This window comes from Collimonas rhizosphaerae (genome assembly GCF_038896935.1).
In the GTDB taxonomy this organism is placed as follows: Bacteria; Pseudomonadota; Gammaproteobacteria; order Burkholderiales; family Burkholderiaceae_D; genus Collimonas; species Collimonas rhizosphaerae.
This window is the reverse complement of sequence record NZ_JBANDC010000005.1, coordinates 45,249-59,796: the sequence shown is the minus strand read 5'-3', so window position 1 is coordinate 59,796 and position 14,548 is coordinate 45,249. Positions and strand designations below refer to the sequence as shown.

General features: G+C 63.5%; 15 protein-coding genes and 1 riboswitch. Of the genes, 6 read left to right on the top strand and 9 right to left on the bottom strand.

Translation table 11 applies throughout. From position 1 onward, the window contains the following. Nucleotides 1–64: 64 nt before the first annotated feature. From otnC to V8G57_RS08425, 4 genes are read right to left on the bottom strand one after another with little or no spacing between them, the layout of a single operon-like run. Nucleotides 65–703, bottom strand: a complete 639-nt coding sequence (gene otnC / locus V8G57_RS08440) for a 3-oxo-tetronate 4-phosphate decarboxylase (protein ID WP_342829223.1) — start codon at nt 701–703, stop codon at nt 65–67. A 32-nt stretch (nt 704–735) separates the two neighbouring features. Continuing rightward, complete coding sequence (otnK, locus tag V8G57_RS08435; protein ID WP_342828980.1) at nt 736–2,043, bottom strand: 3-oxo-tetronate kinase; 1,308 nt, start codon at nt 2,041–2,043, stop codon at nt 736–738. Nucleotides 2,044–2,046: 3 nt separating this feature from the next. Continuing rightward, the gene (ltnD, locus tag V8G57_RS08430) at nt 2,047–2,940 is read right to left on the bottom strand and encodes an L-threonate dehydrogenase (RefSeq protein ID WP_342828979.1); all 894 of its coding nucleotides are present in this window, start codon (nt 2,938–2,940) and stop codon (nt 2,047–2,049) included. 12 nt (nt 2,941–2,952) lie between these two features. Continuing rightward, the gene (locus tag V8G57_RS08425) at nt 2,953–3,705 is read right to left on the bottom strand and encodes a FadR/GntR family transcriptional regulator (RefSeq protein WP_342828978.1); all 753 of its coding nucleotides are present in this window, start codon (nt 3,703–3,705) and stop codon (nt 2,953–2,955) included. Between the two features lie 273 nt (nt 3,706–3,978). Between V8G57_RS08425 and V8G57_RS08420 the strand changes: the two genes are divergently transcribed. From V8G57_RS08420 to V8G57_RS08400, 5 genes are all read left to right on the top strand, one after another. After that, a complete protein-coding gene (locus V8G57_RS08420; RefSeq protein ID WP_342828977.1) occupies nt 3,979–5,142 on the top strand; it encodes an ABC transporter substrate-binding protein in 1,164 nt (387 codons plus the stop codon). A gap of 30 nt (nt 5,143–5,172) precedes the next feature. After that, nucleotides 5,173–6,345 (top strand): HPP family protein, encoded by a 1,173-nt coding sequence (locus tag V8G57_RS08415; protein WP_342828975.1) that lies wholly within the window; start codon nt 5,173–5,175, stop codon nt 6,343–6,345. A gap of 43 nt (nt 6,346–6,388) precedes the next feature. Beyond that, nucleotides 6,389–6,644: riboswitch (cobalamin riboswitch) on the top strand. An 88-nt stretch (nt 6,645–6,732) separates the two neighbouring features. Continuing rightward, nucleotides 6,733–8,610, top strand: a complete 1,878-nt coding sequence (locus V8G57_RS08410) for a TonB-dependent receptor plug domain-containing protein (protein ID WP_342828974.1) — start codon at nt 6,733–6,735, stop codon at nt 8,608–8,610. 38 nt (nt 8,611–8,648) lie between these two features. Next, entirely contained in the window at nt 8,649–9,641 is a 993-nt protein-coding gene (locus V8G57_RS08405; protein ID WP_254785231.1) for a FecCD family ABC transporter permease, read from the top strand. Further along, nucleotides 9,638–10,447 (top strand): ABC transporter ATP-binding protein, encoded by an 810-nt coding sequence (locus V8G57_RS08400; protein ID WP_342828973.1) that lies wholly within the window; start codon nt 9,638–9,640, stop codon nt 10,445–10,447. The genes V8G57_RS08405 and V8G57_RS08400 overlap by 4 nt, the downstream gene beginning before the upstream one ends. A gap of 19 nt (nt 10,448–10,466) precedes the next feature. Here V8G57_RS08400 and V8G57_RS08395 read toward each other — a convergent pair whose 3' ends face one another. The 4 genes from V8G57_RS08395 to V8G57_RS08380 all read right to left on the bottom strand — a co-directional run bounded on the left by V8G57_RS08395 (nt 10,467) and on the right by V8G57_RS08380 (nt 13,392). Continuing rightward, complete coding sequence (locus V8G57_RS08395) at nt 10,467–11,375, bottom strand: cobalamin-binding protein (RefSeq protein WP_092401765.1); 909 nt, start codon at nt 11,373–11,375, stop codon at nt 10,467–10,469. A 14-nt stretch (nt 11,376–11,389) separates the two neighbouring features. Then, nucleotides 11,390–12,229, bottom strand: coding sequence for a pantoate--beta-alanine ligase (gene panC / locus V8G57_RS08390; RefSeq protein WP_092401763.1), 840 nt, complete (start codon nt 12,227–12,229; stop codon nt 11,390–11,392). 71 nt (nt 12,230–12,300) lie between these two features. Next, nucleotides 12,301–13,164 (bottom strand): segregation and condensation protein A, encoded by an 864-nt coding sequence (locus tag V8G57_RS08385; RefSeq protein WP_092401760.1) that lies wholly within the window; start codon nt 13,162–13,164, stop codon nt 12,301–12,303. Between the two features lie 18 nt (nt 13,165–13,182). Then, nucleotides 13,183–13,392 carry a DUF3460 family protein gene (locus tag V8G57_RS08380; RefSeq protein WP_092401757.1) on the bottom strand — a complete coding sequence of 70 codons (210 nt, stop codon included), beginning with the start codon at nt 13,390–13,392 and terminating at the stop codon, nt 13,183–13,185. Nucleotides 13,393–13,624: 232 nt separating this feature from the next. Here V8G57_RS08380 and bamE point away from each other — a divergent pair, with 232 nt between their 5' ends. Then, nucleotides 13,625–14,038 carry an outer membrane protein assembly factor BamE domain-containing protein gene (gene bamE, locus V8G57_RS08375; protein WP_254785229.1) on the top strand — a complete coding sequence of 138 codons (414 nt, stop codon included), beginning with the start codon at nt 13,625–13,627 and terminating at the stop codon, nt 14,036–14,038. A 23-nt stretch (nt 14,039–14,061) separates the two neighbouring features. Here bamE and V8G57_RS08370 read toward each other — a convergent pair whose 3' ends face one another. Further along, nucleotides 14,062–14,541, bottom strand: a complete 480-nt coding sequence (locus V8G57_RS08370) for a GNAT family N-acetyltransferase (RefSeq protein WP_342828972.1) — start codon at nt 14,539–14,541, stop codon at nt 14,062–14,064. Between the last annotated feature and the right edge of the window lie 7 nt (nt 14,542–14,548).

Below are 14,548 nucleotides of genomic sequence, written 5' to 3'. Positions count from 1 at the left end.
TTGTCTCCACCAGTTTAATTTTAAAAGCCGGACGTTTCTATTTGTTGAACTTATTTGTCAACATTTACCAGCGCGCTCCAAATACCCGATACAACTCATCCAGTGCCTCAGTGCCCAGAGGCTCCGGTTTATCCTTCGCCATCAGCCACAGGCGCGCCGTTTCTTCCAGCTCTTCCAGCGCGTACGCCGCCTGCGAAACGCTTTCGTGCCACAGCACCGGTCCCAGCCGTTCCAGCAATACCCCGCGCACGCTGGCCGCCAGCAAGCTGACTTGCTGCGCAACCTGCGGATCGCCGGGGCGGCAATACGGGATCAGCGGGATGCGTCCGACCTTCATCACCTGGTATGGCGTGATCGGCGGCAGCACCGCGCTGTCATGCCAGACGCCGGCCAGGGTCAGTGCCACCAGGCTGGTCGAGTGGGTATGCACCACGGCTTGCATCTGCGGGTTGTTGTCGTAGATCGCGCGATGCAGGGCCAGCGTCTTCGACGGCTTGTCGCCGCTGACCCAGCGGCCGTTCAGGTCGACCTTGGCGATCTGCGCCGGCGCCATCCTGCCGAGGCAGGCGTCGGTCGGCGTGATCAGCCAGCCGTCGTCGAGGCGGGCGCTGATGTTGCCTGCCGCGCCTACTGTGTAATTGCGTTGATGCAGGCTGGCCCCGATCTCGCAGATTTCTTCGCGCAGCGCCTGTTCCTTGAGCATGGCGCCGGCGCCTGCCTGGTTCTTGGGAGTGCTCATGGTCGTGTTCCGCCTAGCCGATTTTCACCCAGCTGAAGCAGCGCCTTTTCAAAGAAATCGATGCTGCCGAAATTGCCCGACTTGAGCGCCAGCGCCAAAGGCGTAGCGCCGATCGACGCCGTCGCCGGCACGCCGGGATCGATTTGCGCGCCTATGCGCAAAGCCCGCACGCCGAGCGCCTTGACCACTGCGCCGGAAGTTTCGCCGCCGGCGATCACGAAGCGCCGCACGCCGCTGGCCAGCAGCGCCGCGGCGATATCGGCCAGCGCCTGCTCGATCAGCAAACCGGCGCGCTCGACGCCGAGCTCGGCCTGCACCTGTTTCACTTGTTCCGGCGTGGTGGTGGCATAGATCAGCGCCGGCTGCTTATCCAGATGCTGCCGCGCGAAGGCCAATGCCTGTGCGACCACCGGTTCGCCGCCGGCGAGCGCCAGCGGATCGATGCGGAACGCCGGGCGCTTTTCCAGCCACGCCTTGACCTGGGCGTTGGTAGCTTTCGATGCGCTGCCGGCCAGCACCACCGACAAGCCCTCTACCGCCGGCAGTTCGCTGGCTGCCGCACCTTGCTGCGGATCGAGCAGGCCGGCGCGCACGAAATTGCCCGGCAGGCCGAGCGCGATGCCGGAGCCGCCGGTAACCAGCGGCAAACCGTCGCAGGCGGCGCCGATGGCGTACAGGTCCTGGTTTTCCAGGGCGTCGACAATCGCCATGCGCACGCCTTGCTGGCGCAGTACGTCGAAGCCGGCGCGGATCTGGCCGGTTCCCTGGGACACTGTCGGATAACCGACCAGGCCGACCTTGGAAGGTGTTTGCTGCTGCAGCACGCGGACCAGGTTCGGATCGGTCATCGGCGTCAATGGATGGTTCTGCATTCCCGATTCGCTGAGCAGCTGGTCCTGGATAAACAGGTGGCCGCGATACAGGGTGCGTCCGGTTTCGGGGAATACCGGGCAGGCTATCGTGAAATCGCTGCCCAAGGCGTCCAGCAGGGCGTCGGCCACCGGGCCGATATTGCCCTGCGGGGTAGAGTCGAAAGTGGAACAGTACTTGAAAAAGAACTGGCGGCAGCCTTGCCGCTGCAGCCAGCGCAGCGCCGCCAGGGAATCGGCCACGGCCTCCGCCGCAGGCGCCGTGCGCGACTTGAGCGCCACCACGATGGCGTCCACGTCCTGCGGCGCGCTGTCCGGCACGCCGATGGTCTGCACGGTGCGCATGCCTTCGCGCACCAGCATGTTGGCGAGGTCGGTGGCGCCGGTGAAATCGTCGGCGATGCAGCCGAGCAGGGGGCTTGTCTGTGCCGGCATGGTTTACTCCTGCGCCGTCGGCAACTGGATGCCGGGGAAGATCTTGATCACGGCGGCGTCGTCCTCGGCGCCATGGCCGGCGGTGGACGCCATCATGAACATCTGGTGCGCGGCGGCCGAGAGCGGCAGCGGGAATTTGCTGGTGCGCGCGGTATCCAGCACCAGCCCCAGGTCCTTGACGAAAATATCCACCGCGGACAGCGGCGTGTAGTCGGCTTTCAGGATATGCGGCACGCGGTTCTCGAACATCCACGAATTGCCTGCGCTGTTGGTGATCACTTCGTACAGGGAATCGGCGTCGACGCCTTCGCGCAGTCCCAGCGCCATCGCTTCCGCCGCGGCAGCGATATGCACGCCGGCCAGCAGCTGGTTGATGATCTTTACCTTGGAGCCCATGCCGTGCGCTTCGCCCAGCCGGTACACCTTGCCGGCGATTGCCGACAGCACGGCTTCGCCTTTGGCATACGCCGCGGCCGGACCGGAAGTCATCATGGTCATCTCGCCGGAAGCGGCGCGTGCGGCGCCGCCCGATAACGGCGCGTCGAGGAACAGCAAGCGTTGCGCAGCCAGCCGTTCGCCAAGCCCGGCGGCGTATTCCGGCGCGACCGTGGCGCTGGCGATCACCAGGCTGCCGGGCTGCATGGCGGCAGCAGCGCCTTGCTCGCCGAACAGCACCTGTTCGGTTTGCGCGGCGTTGACCACCACCGTAATCACGACTTCGCATAACGCGCCCAGTTCAGCCGGGGTCTTGCAGGCGATGCCGCCTTCGCTGGCGAACTGCTGCAATGCTTCCGGCCTGACATCGCAAGCATGCGCACGCAAGCCGGCGCGCAGCAAAGAACGGGCAACGCCCAAGCCCATGGCACCAAGGCCGATTACACCTACATTGATTGTCATTGTCGATCCTGATTAACGGGTTTTTGCAGCATTCTTGGTTTTCTGCGCAGCCTTGGTGTCGGCGGCGCCCTGCGCCATGCGGCGCGCCGCGTTGAACATGTGGTTTTGCGCCGCGTTGCGCGCGGCCAGCGCGTCGCCGGCGGCAATCGCGGCGGCGATGGCGGCGTGTTCTTCATAGACCTGGCGCATGAAATCGTCGCGCCTTGCTTCGTTGCTGCGGGTGACCGCGGTGGCGGCTTCCAGGTATTGGCTGAGGAAGGCCAGCGTTTGCAGCAGGAAGGGATTGCCGGTGGCTTCGGCGATGCTGCGGTGGAACATGACGTCGGCCAGCACGCCGTCGCCGCCGGCATTCACATCGGCGGCGATGCCTTTCAGCGCGGTTTCTATCGCTTTCATCTGGCGCGGCGTGCGGCGGGTAGCGGCCAGCGCCGCGACTTCGGCGTCGATGGCGCGCCGCAGTTCGACGATCTGCAGCACGGCGTCGGCCGACGAAGCCTGGTCGAACTGGATGCGCAAGGGCCGCAGATGGCCCTGTTCGCTGACATAGACGCCGCTGCCTTGGCGCGGCTCGACCGCGCCTTCATTCTTCAGGCGGGAAATCGCTTCGCGCACCACGGTGCGGCTGACGCCGAACTGCTCGGACAGCGCCGGTTCGGTGGGCAGCTTCGCGCCCGGGCCGAATTCGCCGGTTTGTATCTTTTTCAGCAGTTCCTGGGCGACGGTATCGCTCAGGGACGTCCGGTTGGCATTCAATTTATTGAACATTTTGTCTCTTCCAACGGCATATTTTTATCGTAATGTGACCATATCATCATATGAATTATTGGAAAAATCAAGGCTTGTTTCAAAGCCGGTCCTTTTCTTTTCTGATTGTCATTGCCAATGATGACGGGAATAGGGTTCTTGCCTTGGGTCAATGAATGGCCAGGCCATGGCGGCTAAGATCGCAGTGATGCAAACGTGCCGGCTGTCACATTCCAGTAGAATCCTGTCCTTGTGGAAAACTCCCCCATGTCACGCCATCAGGATGGATATTCGATGAACAGAATCGCAAGCGCTTATCTGACGTTCTCCGCCATTGCCTTGTCCATGTGGAGCGTCCCGGCTGCGGCGCAAATCCGCATAGGCGTGGATATCGCCGTCACCGGCCCTGCAGCCGCTATCGGCGCGCCGACCAAAAACGCCATCCTGCTGTGGCCGAAAGAGATTGCCGGACAAAAGGTCGAGTACATCATCCTGGACGACGCCTCCGATCCGACCAACGCGGTGCGCAATGCGCGCAAGCTGGTCAGCGAAGAAAAGGTCGACCTGATCGTCGGCCCCAACACCACGCCTGCGGCGCTGGCCATGCTGGAGGTGGCGGCCGCGGCGGAAACGCCGATGGTGGCGCTGGCGGCTTCGGCGTCCATCGTCGAGCCGCAGGACGCCAAGCGCGCCTGGGTATTCAAGCTGCCGCAAAACGATTCGCACATGGCGACCATCCTGACCCAGCACATGGCCGACAACGGCATCAAGACAGTGGCCTTCATTGGTTTTGCCGACGCCTATGGCGACAGCTGGTGGCGCGAATTCTCGCACCTGGCCGAGCTGCGGAAAATCAAGGTGGTCGCCGGCGAGCGCTACAACCGCAACGACACCAGCGTCACCGGACAGATCCTCAAGATCATGTCGGCGCAGCCGGACGCGGTGCTGATCGCGGCGTCGGCGACGCCGGCGGTGCTGCCGCAAAAGACCCTGGTCGAGCGCGGCTACAAGGGACGCATCTACCAGACCCATGGCATCGCCACCGCGGACTTCCTGAAAGTCGGCGGCAAGGATGTCGAAGGCACTTTCTTCCCGACCGGGCCGGCGGTGGTGGCCAAGCAGCTGCCCGCCTCGAACCCGGTCAGGAAGACCGCGCTGGACTTTACCCGCCGTTATGAAGCGGTTTACGGCGCCGATACCATGACGCAGTTCGCCGCCGATGCCTGGGGCGCATACATGCTGGTTGCGAATGCCGTGCCGCAGGCGCTGAAATCGGGCCAGCCCGGCACCAGGCAATTCCGCGCGGCGCTGCGCAACGCCTTGGAAAACACCCATGACCTGACCATCCCGCAAGGCGTGGTCAACATGAATCCGAAGGACCATGTCGGGCTGGACCAGCGTTCGCGCGTGATGGGCCGGATCGTCAACAACAAGTTTACCTACGCATACGGCGGCTAGTCCGCCACAAGAAAAACGAAAGTAAAAAAGATGGATCAATTCTGGTTGTGGCTGCGCGGTTTTGTCCCGGGGCAGGTGATGGTCAACGGCACCGAACGCATGCGCGCCTGCTGCGGCGCCTTGCTGGGGATCTTGCTGACCGGGCTGGCAAGCCACTGGGTGCTGGGGCCGACGGCGGCGCTGCCGTTGCTGATCGCCCCGATGGGCGCTTCCGCCGTGCTGCTGTTCGGCGTGCCGGCCAGTCCCCTGGCGCAGCCGTGGTCCATCATCGGCGGCAACCTGGTCGCAGCGGTGATCGGCGTCGCTTGCGCGCGCTGGATTCCCGATCCTTTGTTTGCCACCTCGATTGCGGTGTCGGCGGCGATCGGCGCCATGTTTGCGTTGCGCTGCCTGCATCCGCCCAGCGGCGCGGTGGCGTTGACCGCGGTGCTGGGCGGTCCGGCGGTGACCGGCCTGGGTTTTCATTTCGTGCTGGCGCCGGTGCTGCTGAATTCCTTGCTGCTGCTGCTGGTGGCGCTGTTGTTCAATAACGCTACCCGCCGCCGCTATCCGCATGTGGCTCACGTCGATCCCGGCAAGCTGCACCAGACCAAGGACCAGCCCAGCGGCCGGCGCATCGGCTTCACGCAGGAAGACCTGGATCATGTCTTGCAGCAGTACAACCAGGTGCTCGATGTCAGCCGCGACGACCTGGAAAACCTGATCCTGCAAACCGAGCTGCATGCCTACCGGCGCCGTTTCGGCGCGATCACCTGCGCCGACATCATGTCGCGCGATGTCGTCAGCGTCGAGTACGGCACCTCGCTGGAAGATGCCTGGGCTCTGCTGCTGAAGCACCGGATCAAGGCGCTGCCAGTGATCAATTCGGCGCGGCGCCTGGTCGGCATCATCACCCAGACCGATTTCATGCGGCAGGCGAACCTGCAGGTGTACACCGGCTTCGACCAGAAACTGAAGCAGTTCATCCAGCGCACCACCACTACCCATTCCGACAAGCCGGAAGTGGTCGGCCAGATCATGACCAGCGCCGTGCAGAGCGCGGTGACCGACGCTCACATCGTCGAGCTGGTACAGCCCTTGTCCGATTCCGGCATACACCACATCCCGATTGTCGACGACCAGCGGCGCCTGGTCGGCATGGTGACGCAGTCCGACATGGTCGCGGCCCTGTACCGCGGGAATGCGAATTTAACCACACCGTGATCTCTTTCCGGCATGCGGCAATTGCTGCAAACCGGCGCGGGCCGTACAATGGCGGGGTTTTGGTGCACGCGGACATGTCCATGTCCGCAGTTAAACGGGAAACACGGCGCCAGGCGACTCGACAAGATCGCCGGCACAACGTGTGCTGCCCCCGCAACGGTAAAACAAGCGTCGCTGGTGGTTTCCATTCCTGGATTCCTCCGGTCGGCAGGGCGTATCTACTACCACTGAGCCTGGCTTGGGAAGGTTATGCGCTCCGACTTGTCAGCCCGGATACCGGCCAAAGCAGGTGGAGTAAAGAATAGGCCTTCGTAAAAGGCTTATTTGCTACTACCGTTAAACCGGGCTTGCGGGGAGGCAGGCCGGGGACTCTTATCGTAATCGACCATGACATCATCTTTATCACGCCGCTGCGGCGCGACCTTGAAGCCGCTCGCGCTGGCTTCAGCCATTCTTTCGACTGCCGCCGCATCGGCGCAAACCGCCCAGGAGCAAACGCTGGTGCCAGTGGTGGTGACCGCGGCCCGGATCGAGCAGCCGCAAATCGACGCCTTGCCGCACACTACGGTCATCAGCGCCGAAGACATCCGCAATTCGCAGGCGCCGGACTTGCCGGCGTTGCTGCAACGCGAAGCCGGCTTGCAGATCACCCGCGCCGGCGGCCCAGGCCAGCAGGCTTCGCTGTTCATGCGCGGCGCCAATTCGTCGGAAACGCTGATCATGATCGATGGCGTGCCGATCCGGCGCCAGGCTTCGTTCGGCCTGCCTGCGCTTGAAAATATCCTGCCGGACCAGATCGACCACATCGAGATCGTGCGCGGCAACGTGTCAGCGATCTACGGCTCCGGCGCAATCGGCGGCGTGGTGCAGATCTTCACCAAGCGCGGCAACGGCGCACCGGCGTTCAACGCATCGGTCGAAGCCGGTTCGCGCGGCACGTACGAGGGCAATGCCGGCGTCAGCGGCAAGAGCGGCGACACCCGCTACGCACTGTCGCTGACACGCTTCAAGACCAACGGCTTTTCGGCGCAGAATCCCTTGCAGAGCCCGAACGTCAATCCCGACCGCAACGGCGACGGCAATACCAGCGTCTCGGGTTCGGTATCGCAGGAATGGCGCGCCGGCAATGAAATCGGCGTCCGCATTTATGCCAACGATGCCAAATACACCTACGACGACGCCTTTGGCACGCCGACCGACCAGAACAACGGCCACTCCAAGAGTCAGTCGCTGGCCCTGTTCAGCAAGAACCGCTTTACCCAGGACTGGACTTCGACGCTGACCCTGTCGCAAAACATCAATCGCGACAATCTCGACGGCCAGAGTATATTCGGCGACAGCAGCAACGCCTACAAGAGCACCCAGAACCTGCTGCAGTGGGCCAACGAACTGCGCCTGTCGCCGATGTGGACGGCGACTGCCGGCGTCGACGCCGGCCGCGAAAAGGCCGATGTCAGCTCGAACAGCAGCTACGGCAATTCCAGCGACAGCTTTTCGCGCTCGACCTCCAGCGTCTATGCCGGCGTGCTCGGCAAGATCGGCCCGCACCAGCTGCAGCTGAACCTGCGCCATGACGATGTCGGCGGTTCCGGTTCGGACAACACCGGCTACCTGGGCTACGGTTTTGCCCTGACCGATAGCGTCAAGCTGATCGCCAACGCATCGACTGCATTCAATGCGCCGACCCCGGCGCAGCTGTACCAGCCGATTTACGGCAATCGGAACCTCAAGGCGGAACGTTCGAAATCCTACGAGCTGGGTGCGCAATATGCCGCCGGCGCTACCTTGCTGCGAGCAACCTTGTTCGATACCCGTACCCGCGACCAGTTCGGCTACGATCCGCTGACTTCGCAAACGATCAATATCGCCCGCGCCAAGAACCAGGGGCTGGAATTGAGCGCCAGCACCGTGCTGGCTGCCATCGACTGGCGCGCCAGCCTGACCTTGCAGAATCCGAAAGACGAGACCAGCAACAAGATCCTGGTGCGCCGCGCCAAGACCCTGGGTTCGCTGGGAGCAGCCAAGAGCTTCGGCGCCTGGCGCCTCGGCGCCGATGTGCAATACACCGACAGCCGCAGCGACATCCCTGGCAATCCGCGGCTGGGTACGTACTGGCTGACCAACGCCAATGCGCGTTACCAGCTGAACAAGGAAGTATCCTTGTTCGGCCGCATCGACAATCTGTTCAACCGCGACTACCAGACCGCTTATGGCTATAACCAGCCGTCACGCGGCGTCTTTGTTGGTGTAAATTGGCAGCAATGATAGAAACCGATCTGTCTGCCAGCGGATGACCCACACCATTGACTAGCATCACCACACTGCGCCGCGCCATCCTGATCCTGTGCTGCCTGACGGCAGTCGCGGGATTGGTGCTGTCGCTCGCGGTGCTGTGCGGCAGCAGCGGTTGCGGGCGGCCTTGGGCGGCGGATCAGATCTATCTTTCCTTGCGCCTGCCGCGGGCGCTGACGGCTTTCATCGTCGGCGGCCTGCTGGCGCTGGCCGGGGCGCTGATGCAGGTGCTGTTGCGCAATCCCCTGGCCGATCCCTATGTGCTGGGTTTGTCCGGAGGTTCCGCGGCCGGGGCTTTGTCGGCCTTGCTGGTGGCCGGCCGTTTCGGCTACATGGGCGACGCCGCCGCCGCATCCGGCGCGGCGCTCGGCGCCGGGCTGGCGGTGCTGCTGTTGTTCGGCCTGGCGCGGCAGGCTTTGCGCCGCCTGCCGGATGCCGGCCAGCACAGCGGCCATCGCCTGATCCTGACCGGGGTGATGATCGCCGCCGGTTTCGGCGCCATCGTGACGCTGGTGCTGACGCTGGCGCCTGACGGGCAATTGCGCGGCATGCTGTTCTGGCTGATGGGCGACCTGGAAGACGGGCGCCTGCTGCTGCCGGCGGCCGTGCTGCTTTTGCTGATATTGATCTGGAGTACCCTGAACGCGCGCCAGCTGAACCTGCTGGCGCGCGGTGAAGGATTTGCACAACTGCTGGGAGTGCCGGTGTTGCGCCTGCGTTTGCTGACCCTGTGCGCGGCCTCGCTGGCGACGGCGGCTGCGGTCACGGTGGCCGGCACAATCGGTTTTATCGGCCTGGTGGTGCCGCATGCGATTCGCCTGCTGGTCGGCAACGACCAGCGCATATTGTTGCCGGCCAGCGTGCTGGCAGGCGGCGCCGCGCTGGCGCTGGCGGACCTGGCGGCGCGCACCGTGGTGGCGCCGACCCAGCTGCCGGTGGGAGTGGTCACGGCGCTGGTCGGGGTGCCGGTATTCCTGTGGCTATTGGCGCGGAGCCGCGCATGAACGACGCCACGCCGCCATTGCTGAGCGCCGAACAGCTGACCGTGGGTGTGGGCAGCGGCGGCAGCCATAAAACCTTGTGCAGCAGGCTGGACTGGCAAGTCGCGCCGGGCCAGTTCTGGTGCGTGCTAGGCCGCAACGGCATCGGCAAAACCACTTTACTGCATACGCTGGCCGGCTTGAAACGGCCGGCCGGCGGCCGCGTACTGATTGCAGGCCGTGACATACAGGCTACGTCGGCGCAGCAGCTGGCGCGCCTGCGCGGCTTGCTGGCGCAGCAGCAGGCCGATGCGTTTTCCAGCAGCGTGCTGGCGGCGGTGGTCGCCGGCCGCCATCCCTACCAGTTCGGTTTCGGCTGGGATATGGAGGATGACCGCGCGCTGGCGATGCAGGCGCTGGACCAGGTCAGGATGGCCGCTTTCAGCACGCACGATGTGATGCGCCTGTCGGGCGGCGAGCGGCAGCGGGTGGCGCTGGCGACCTTGCTGGTGCAGGATCCGCTGCTGTTCATGCTGGATGAGCCGACCGCGCACCAGGATGCCGCGGCGCAGATCGTGGTGATGGAGTTGCTGCATAAGGTAGCCAATGCGCTGCAGCCGCAAAAAGCAGTGATCGCGGCTTGCCACGACATCAACCTGGTGGCGCGTTACGCCAGCCATGTGCTGTTGCTGGGCGATGGCCAGGCTTGGCAAGGGCCCACCGGCAGCATACTGCAGCCGGAGATCTTGCAGGCTGCGTTCGGCTGTTCGTTCGAGGTAGTGGAAAACGGCGCACGGCGTTTGTTCATGCCGGTGGCCAGCGTGCTTTAGGTTTAGGGCGGCGGCAGGATCACCGGCGCCGGCTGCGCGCCAGCTCCAGTTTCTGGCATAGCTCGGCAGCGCCATCCAGTATGCGCGGGCCGGGACGGCTCATCCAGTTCGGCGTCAGGGTAAACAGGTTATCGGCGGCGACCGCCGCCATGCCGGGGAAGCGCCGCCAGCCGGCGCTGGGCGAGCTGCCGCCGTCGGCGGCAAAGATCACTTCCGGATTGGCTTGCAGCACGGCTTCGGTGCTGACGGTAGGCGCCAGCTGCGGCAGCTTGCCGAACACGTTTTCACCGCCGCACAAAGCGATCACGCTCGACACCATGTGGCTGTCGTTCAGCGTCATCAGTGGTTTTTTCCAGATCTGGTAAAACACCCGCACCGGCGGCCGCTGGCGGTAGGTCGCATCAAGCTGCGCCAGGCGCGCCTTGAACGCGGCGGCCGCGGCGGCACCGCTGGCCTCGGTGCCGGCCAGCTGCGACAGCCTCAGCAGCGACGTGGCGATGGTTTCCAGCTGGTGCGGTTCGCTTTCGAATACCGGGATGCCGATGGCGCGCAGCCTGGCGACCTGGCTGGCGGAATTGCCGCTGCTCCAGGCCACCACCAGGTCCGGCTTGAGGGCAACGATCCGTTCGATGTCGAGTGCGCTGCTGCTGCCCATCGAGGGTATCTGCTTGGCCGCTGGCGGATAGTCGCTGTAGTCGCTGACGCCGACCACGTAGGCGCCGGCGCCGGCTGCAAACAGCAGTTCGGTAGCGTGCGGCGCCAGGCTGACGATGCGATGCGCCGGGTGCGGCAGCACCACCGCATGCTGCGCATCGTCCCGCACGCTGATGCCTTGCGCGGACGCCGCTGCAGCAGCGCACGACAGCACGGTTGCCGCCGCCGTGGCAGTCCAGCTGCGCGATGTCTTGATGCGGGCGGGCTGCTGCACTGTCGGGTCCGGATTCAGATTTCGAGATTGTCGATCAGGCGCGTGCCGCCCAGCTTGGCGGCGGCCAGCACCACCAGCTTTTCGCCTTGCGCCAGGTCGCCTGCGGCCGGCGCCTGCAAATCGCAGCGCTTGCGGATCGAGATGTAGTCCGGCAGCCAGCCGCGGCCGCGCAGCTGCGCCATCGCCTGCCGCTCCAGTTCAAAGATGTCGAGGTGGCCGGCGCGTACTTCCTCGGCGACCTGGTTGAGCGTCTTGAACAGCGCCGGCGCTTCTGCCCGTTCGTCGGCCGACAGGTACATATTGCGCGACGACAGCGCCAGGCCGTCGTCGGCGCGCCAGGTTTCGGCGGCGATGATTTCAGTCGGCAGGGCGAATTGCTTGGCCATGTTGCGCACGATCATCAGCTGCTGGTAATCCTTCTTGCCGAACACCGCGACGCGCGGCTGGACGCAGGAAAACAGTTTTAGCACGACGGTTGTCACGCCGGTAAAGAAGCCGGGGCGGAATTCGCCTTCCAAGGTATTGCCTAGGTCGTCGGGCGGCCGCACGCGGAATTCCTGCGGTTCCGGATACAAGTCTTTTTCGGTCGGCGCGAACAGCACGTAGACGCCTTCCTTTTCCAGCTTTTCGACGTCGGCGGCGAAGGTGCGCGGATATTTGTCGAAATCCTCGTTGGGGCCGAACTGCAGGCGATTGACGAAGATCGAGGCGACGATAGGATCGCCGTGTTTCTTCGCCAGCCGCATCAGCGACAGGTGGCCTTCATGCAGGTTGCCCATGGTCGGCACGAAAGCGGTGCGCAGCTGGCCGCGCAGCTGGTCGCGTAGCTCTTCAATCGAGGAGATGATTTTCATGTCTAAATCGGAGGTAAGTTGTTTTTATTGGGAGGATGCGGTGCATCGCCGTGTGGCAGCGAAGTCGTCGGTTATGCCGGCGCGTAAGTCGGCGAATAGGCCAGCCGTACGTAAATGGGCGCGAACGGTTCCGCCTGGGTGATTTCGATCAGCGTTTCCTTGGCCAGCTCCAGCATGGCGATGAAATTCACCACCAGCACCGGCACGCCGCGCGAAGGATCGAACAGCTCTGCGAACTCGACAAAACGCGCCGATTGCAGCCGCCGCAGGATCCCGGTCATGTGCTCGCGCACCGACAGTTCTTCGCGGCTGATGGTGTGGTGGGCGGTCAGCTTGGCGCGCTTGATGACGTCGGCCCAGGCTGCCTGCAGGTCGTCCAAGTTGACTTCCGGCCAGCGCGTGACGATGCTTTGCTCGATGTAGATCTGGGTGCGCACATAATCGCGCCCGAGCTGCGGCAGGGCGTCGATTTCGCGCGCGGCCAGCTTCATCTGTTCGTATTCCAGCAGGCGCCGCACCAGTTCGGCGCGCGGATCTTCGGCTTCTTCGCTGTCGGTCTTGCGGACCGGCAGCAGCATGCGCGATTTGATCTCGATCAGCATGGCGGCCATCAGCAGGTACTCGGCCGCCAGCTCCAGGTTGGTGATGCGGATCTGGTCGACGTATTCCAGATATTGCAAGGTGACTTGCGCCATCGGGATGTCGAGGATATTGAAATTCTGTTTGCGGATCAGGTACAGCAGCAGGTCGAGCGGGCCTTCGAATGCTTCCAGGAAGACTTCCAGCGCATCCGGCGGAATGTAGAGATCGGTCGGCATGCGGAACAGCGGCTCGCCGTAAAGGCGCGCAAAAGCCACGCCGTCGATCACGTTTGGCGTCGAATCGGGTTGGCCCTCCAGCGTCAGTTCAGCGGCATCCGACAAATTCTGGCTCATCTGATATCCGGCAGGAACTTAGTGATTGTTCTGGTACACGTAGGGTTGTTGATCGACGCGCGATTCCTTGGTGCGCAGCTGGCTGTCGAGGTCGATCGGGGTCTTGTCCCACAGCAGGGCGCGGCCGGCCAATTGCTGTTCTTCCAGCTTCGGATTGTTTTGCTTGAGTTCTTCGACGAACTTGGTGATGTCGGACTGATAACCGTTGATTTGTTTGGAGAATTTCATGGTTGCTTTGATAATCCGGTGGGAGTAGCCGCTATTTTATGCTATTTCCCGGCCGCCGCAGCGGTTTGTCGTCGGCGCCAATATGCATATGGCAATTGATGAGCGATATACTTGGGCAATACCGGATGAAGGAGTCAGCATGAAATTATGGGTACGCAGCGTTTTGGCAGTCATTCTGCCGTTCATGGTCGCGGCTTGTGATCAAAATGGCAATTTCATACAGGAGGCCGGATTGGAAAAATTGAGCCGCGGCGTATCGACCGAAGCGGACGTCCGCAACGCCATGGGCCAGCCGGATACCGTATGGGAAGCGGAAAGCGGCGAGCGCTCCCTGGAATATCCGAAAGGACCGGCCGGCGCCCGCACCTGGATCTTCTACATCGGCAAGGACGGCAAGCTGAGCGATTACAAGCAAGTCTTGACCGAAGAGAATTTCGCCAGGATCAAGGTCGGCATGAACAAGGAAGAAGTGCGCAGGATGCTCGGCAGGCCGCGCACCGTGGTGCAGTTTACAAGGAAGAACGAGGAAGTGTGGGACTGGCGCTATACCCAGAGCGACGCCAGCCAGGCTTTCTTCAATGTGCACATGGATATCACCAGCGGACTGGTGACCGGCACTTCAGTGTCGCAGGTCTACGGACACTGATCTACGGAGACTGATGCCGCGCGCTAGCGTTTCAGCCAGCGCCGCATCACGATAGGCGGTTCTTCCAGCGGGTTGGCGCGGGTGTATTCGAGTTCCGGCGCCAGCTCGAATTCGAATACCGCATACAGGTCGACTACCCTGGTCTGGTCGGCGCGCACCGCCAGCCGCAGTTCATTGACGTCGGCGCCGCGGGCGCGGTGGATCAGCGCTTCCATCAGGTGCTGCGACAGGCCTTGGCCGCGATAGGTGTGCAGCACGCCCATGCGCAGGATTTCCCAGACGTCGGTTTCGGTGTCGGTCGGCAGCCAGCGCGCCGATCCGATCGGTTTTCCGTCCAGCTGCAAGATGAAGCCGCCGCCGCGCTGCAAGTCGTGCAGCACCCGTTCCGTGCTTTCGCGATGGCCGCTGGAGCTGGCCGCGACCCGTTCGGCCCAGCAGGCGCGAGTCAGGCCGGCGATCAGCGCGGCATCGTCGGCATTGGCTTCGCGGACTTGCAGGTTCATCCGGCGC

Coding starts and splice junctions, on each gene's coding strand:
- V8G57_RS08380 (WP_092401757.1), bottom strand. CDS start 13,392: ATGAAATTCTCCAAACAAATCAACGGTTATCAGTCCGACATCACCAAG.
- V8G57_RS08410 (WP_342828974.1), top strand. CDS start 6,733: ATGACATCATCTTTATCACGCCGCTGCGGCGCGACCTTGAAGCCGCTC.
- otnC (WP_342829223.1), bottom strand. CDS start 703: ATGCTCAAGGAACAGGCGCTGCGCGAAGAAATCTGCGAGATCGGGGCC.
- panC (WP_092401763.1), bottom strand. CDS start 12,229: ATGAAAATCATCTCCTCGATTGAAGAGCTACGCGACCAGCTGCGCGGC.
- ltnD (WP_342828979.1), bottom strand. CDS start 2,940: ATGACAATCAATGTAGGTGTAATCGGCCTTGGTGCCATGGGCTTGGGC.
- V8G57_RS08385 (WP_092401760.1), bottom strand. CDS start 13,164: ATGAGCCAGAATTTGTCGGATGCCGCTGAACTGACGCTGGAGGGCCAA.
- otnK (WP_342828980.1), bottom strand. CDS start 2,043: ATGCCGGCACAGACAAGCCCCCTGCTCGGCTGCATCGCCGACGATTTC.
- V8G57_RS08425 (WP_342828978.1), bottom strand. CDS start 3,705: ATGTTCAATAAATTGAATGCCAACCGGACGTCCCTGAGCGATACCGTC.
- V8G57_RS08415 (WP_342828975.1), top strand. CDS start 5,173: ATGGATCAATTCTGGTTGTGGCTGCGCGGTTTTGTCCCGGGGCAGGTG.
- V8G57_RS08400 (WP_342828973.1), top strand. CDS start 9,638: ATGAACGACGCCACGCCGCCATTGCTGAGCGCCGAACAGCTGACCGTG.
- V8G57_RS08420 (WP_342828977.1), top strand. CDS start 3,979: ATGAACAGAATCGCAAGCGCTTATCTGACGTTCTCCGCCATTGCCTTG.
- V8G57_RS08370 (WP_342828972.1), bottom strand. CDS start 14,541: ATGAACCTGCAAGTCCGCGAAGCCAATGCCGACGATGCCGCGCTGATC.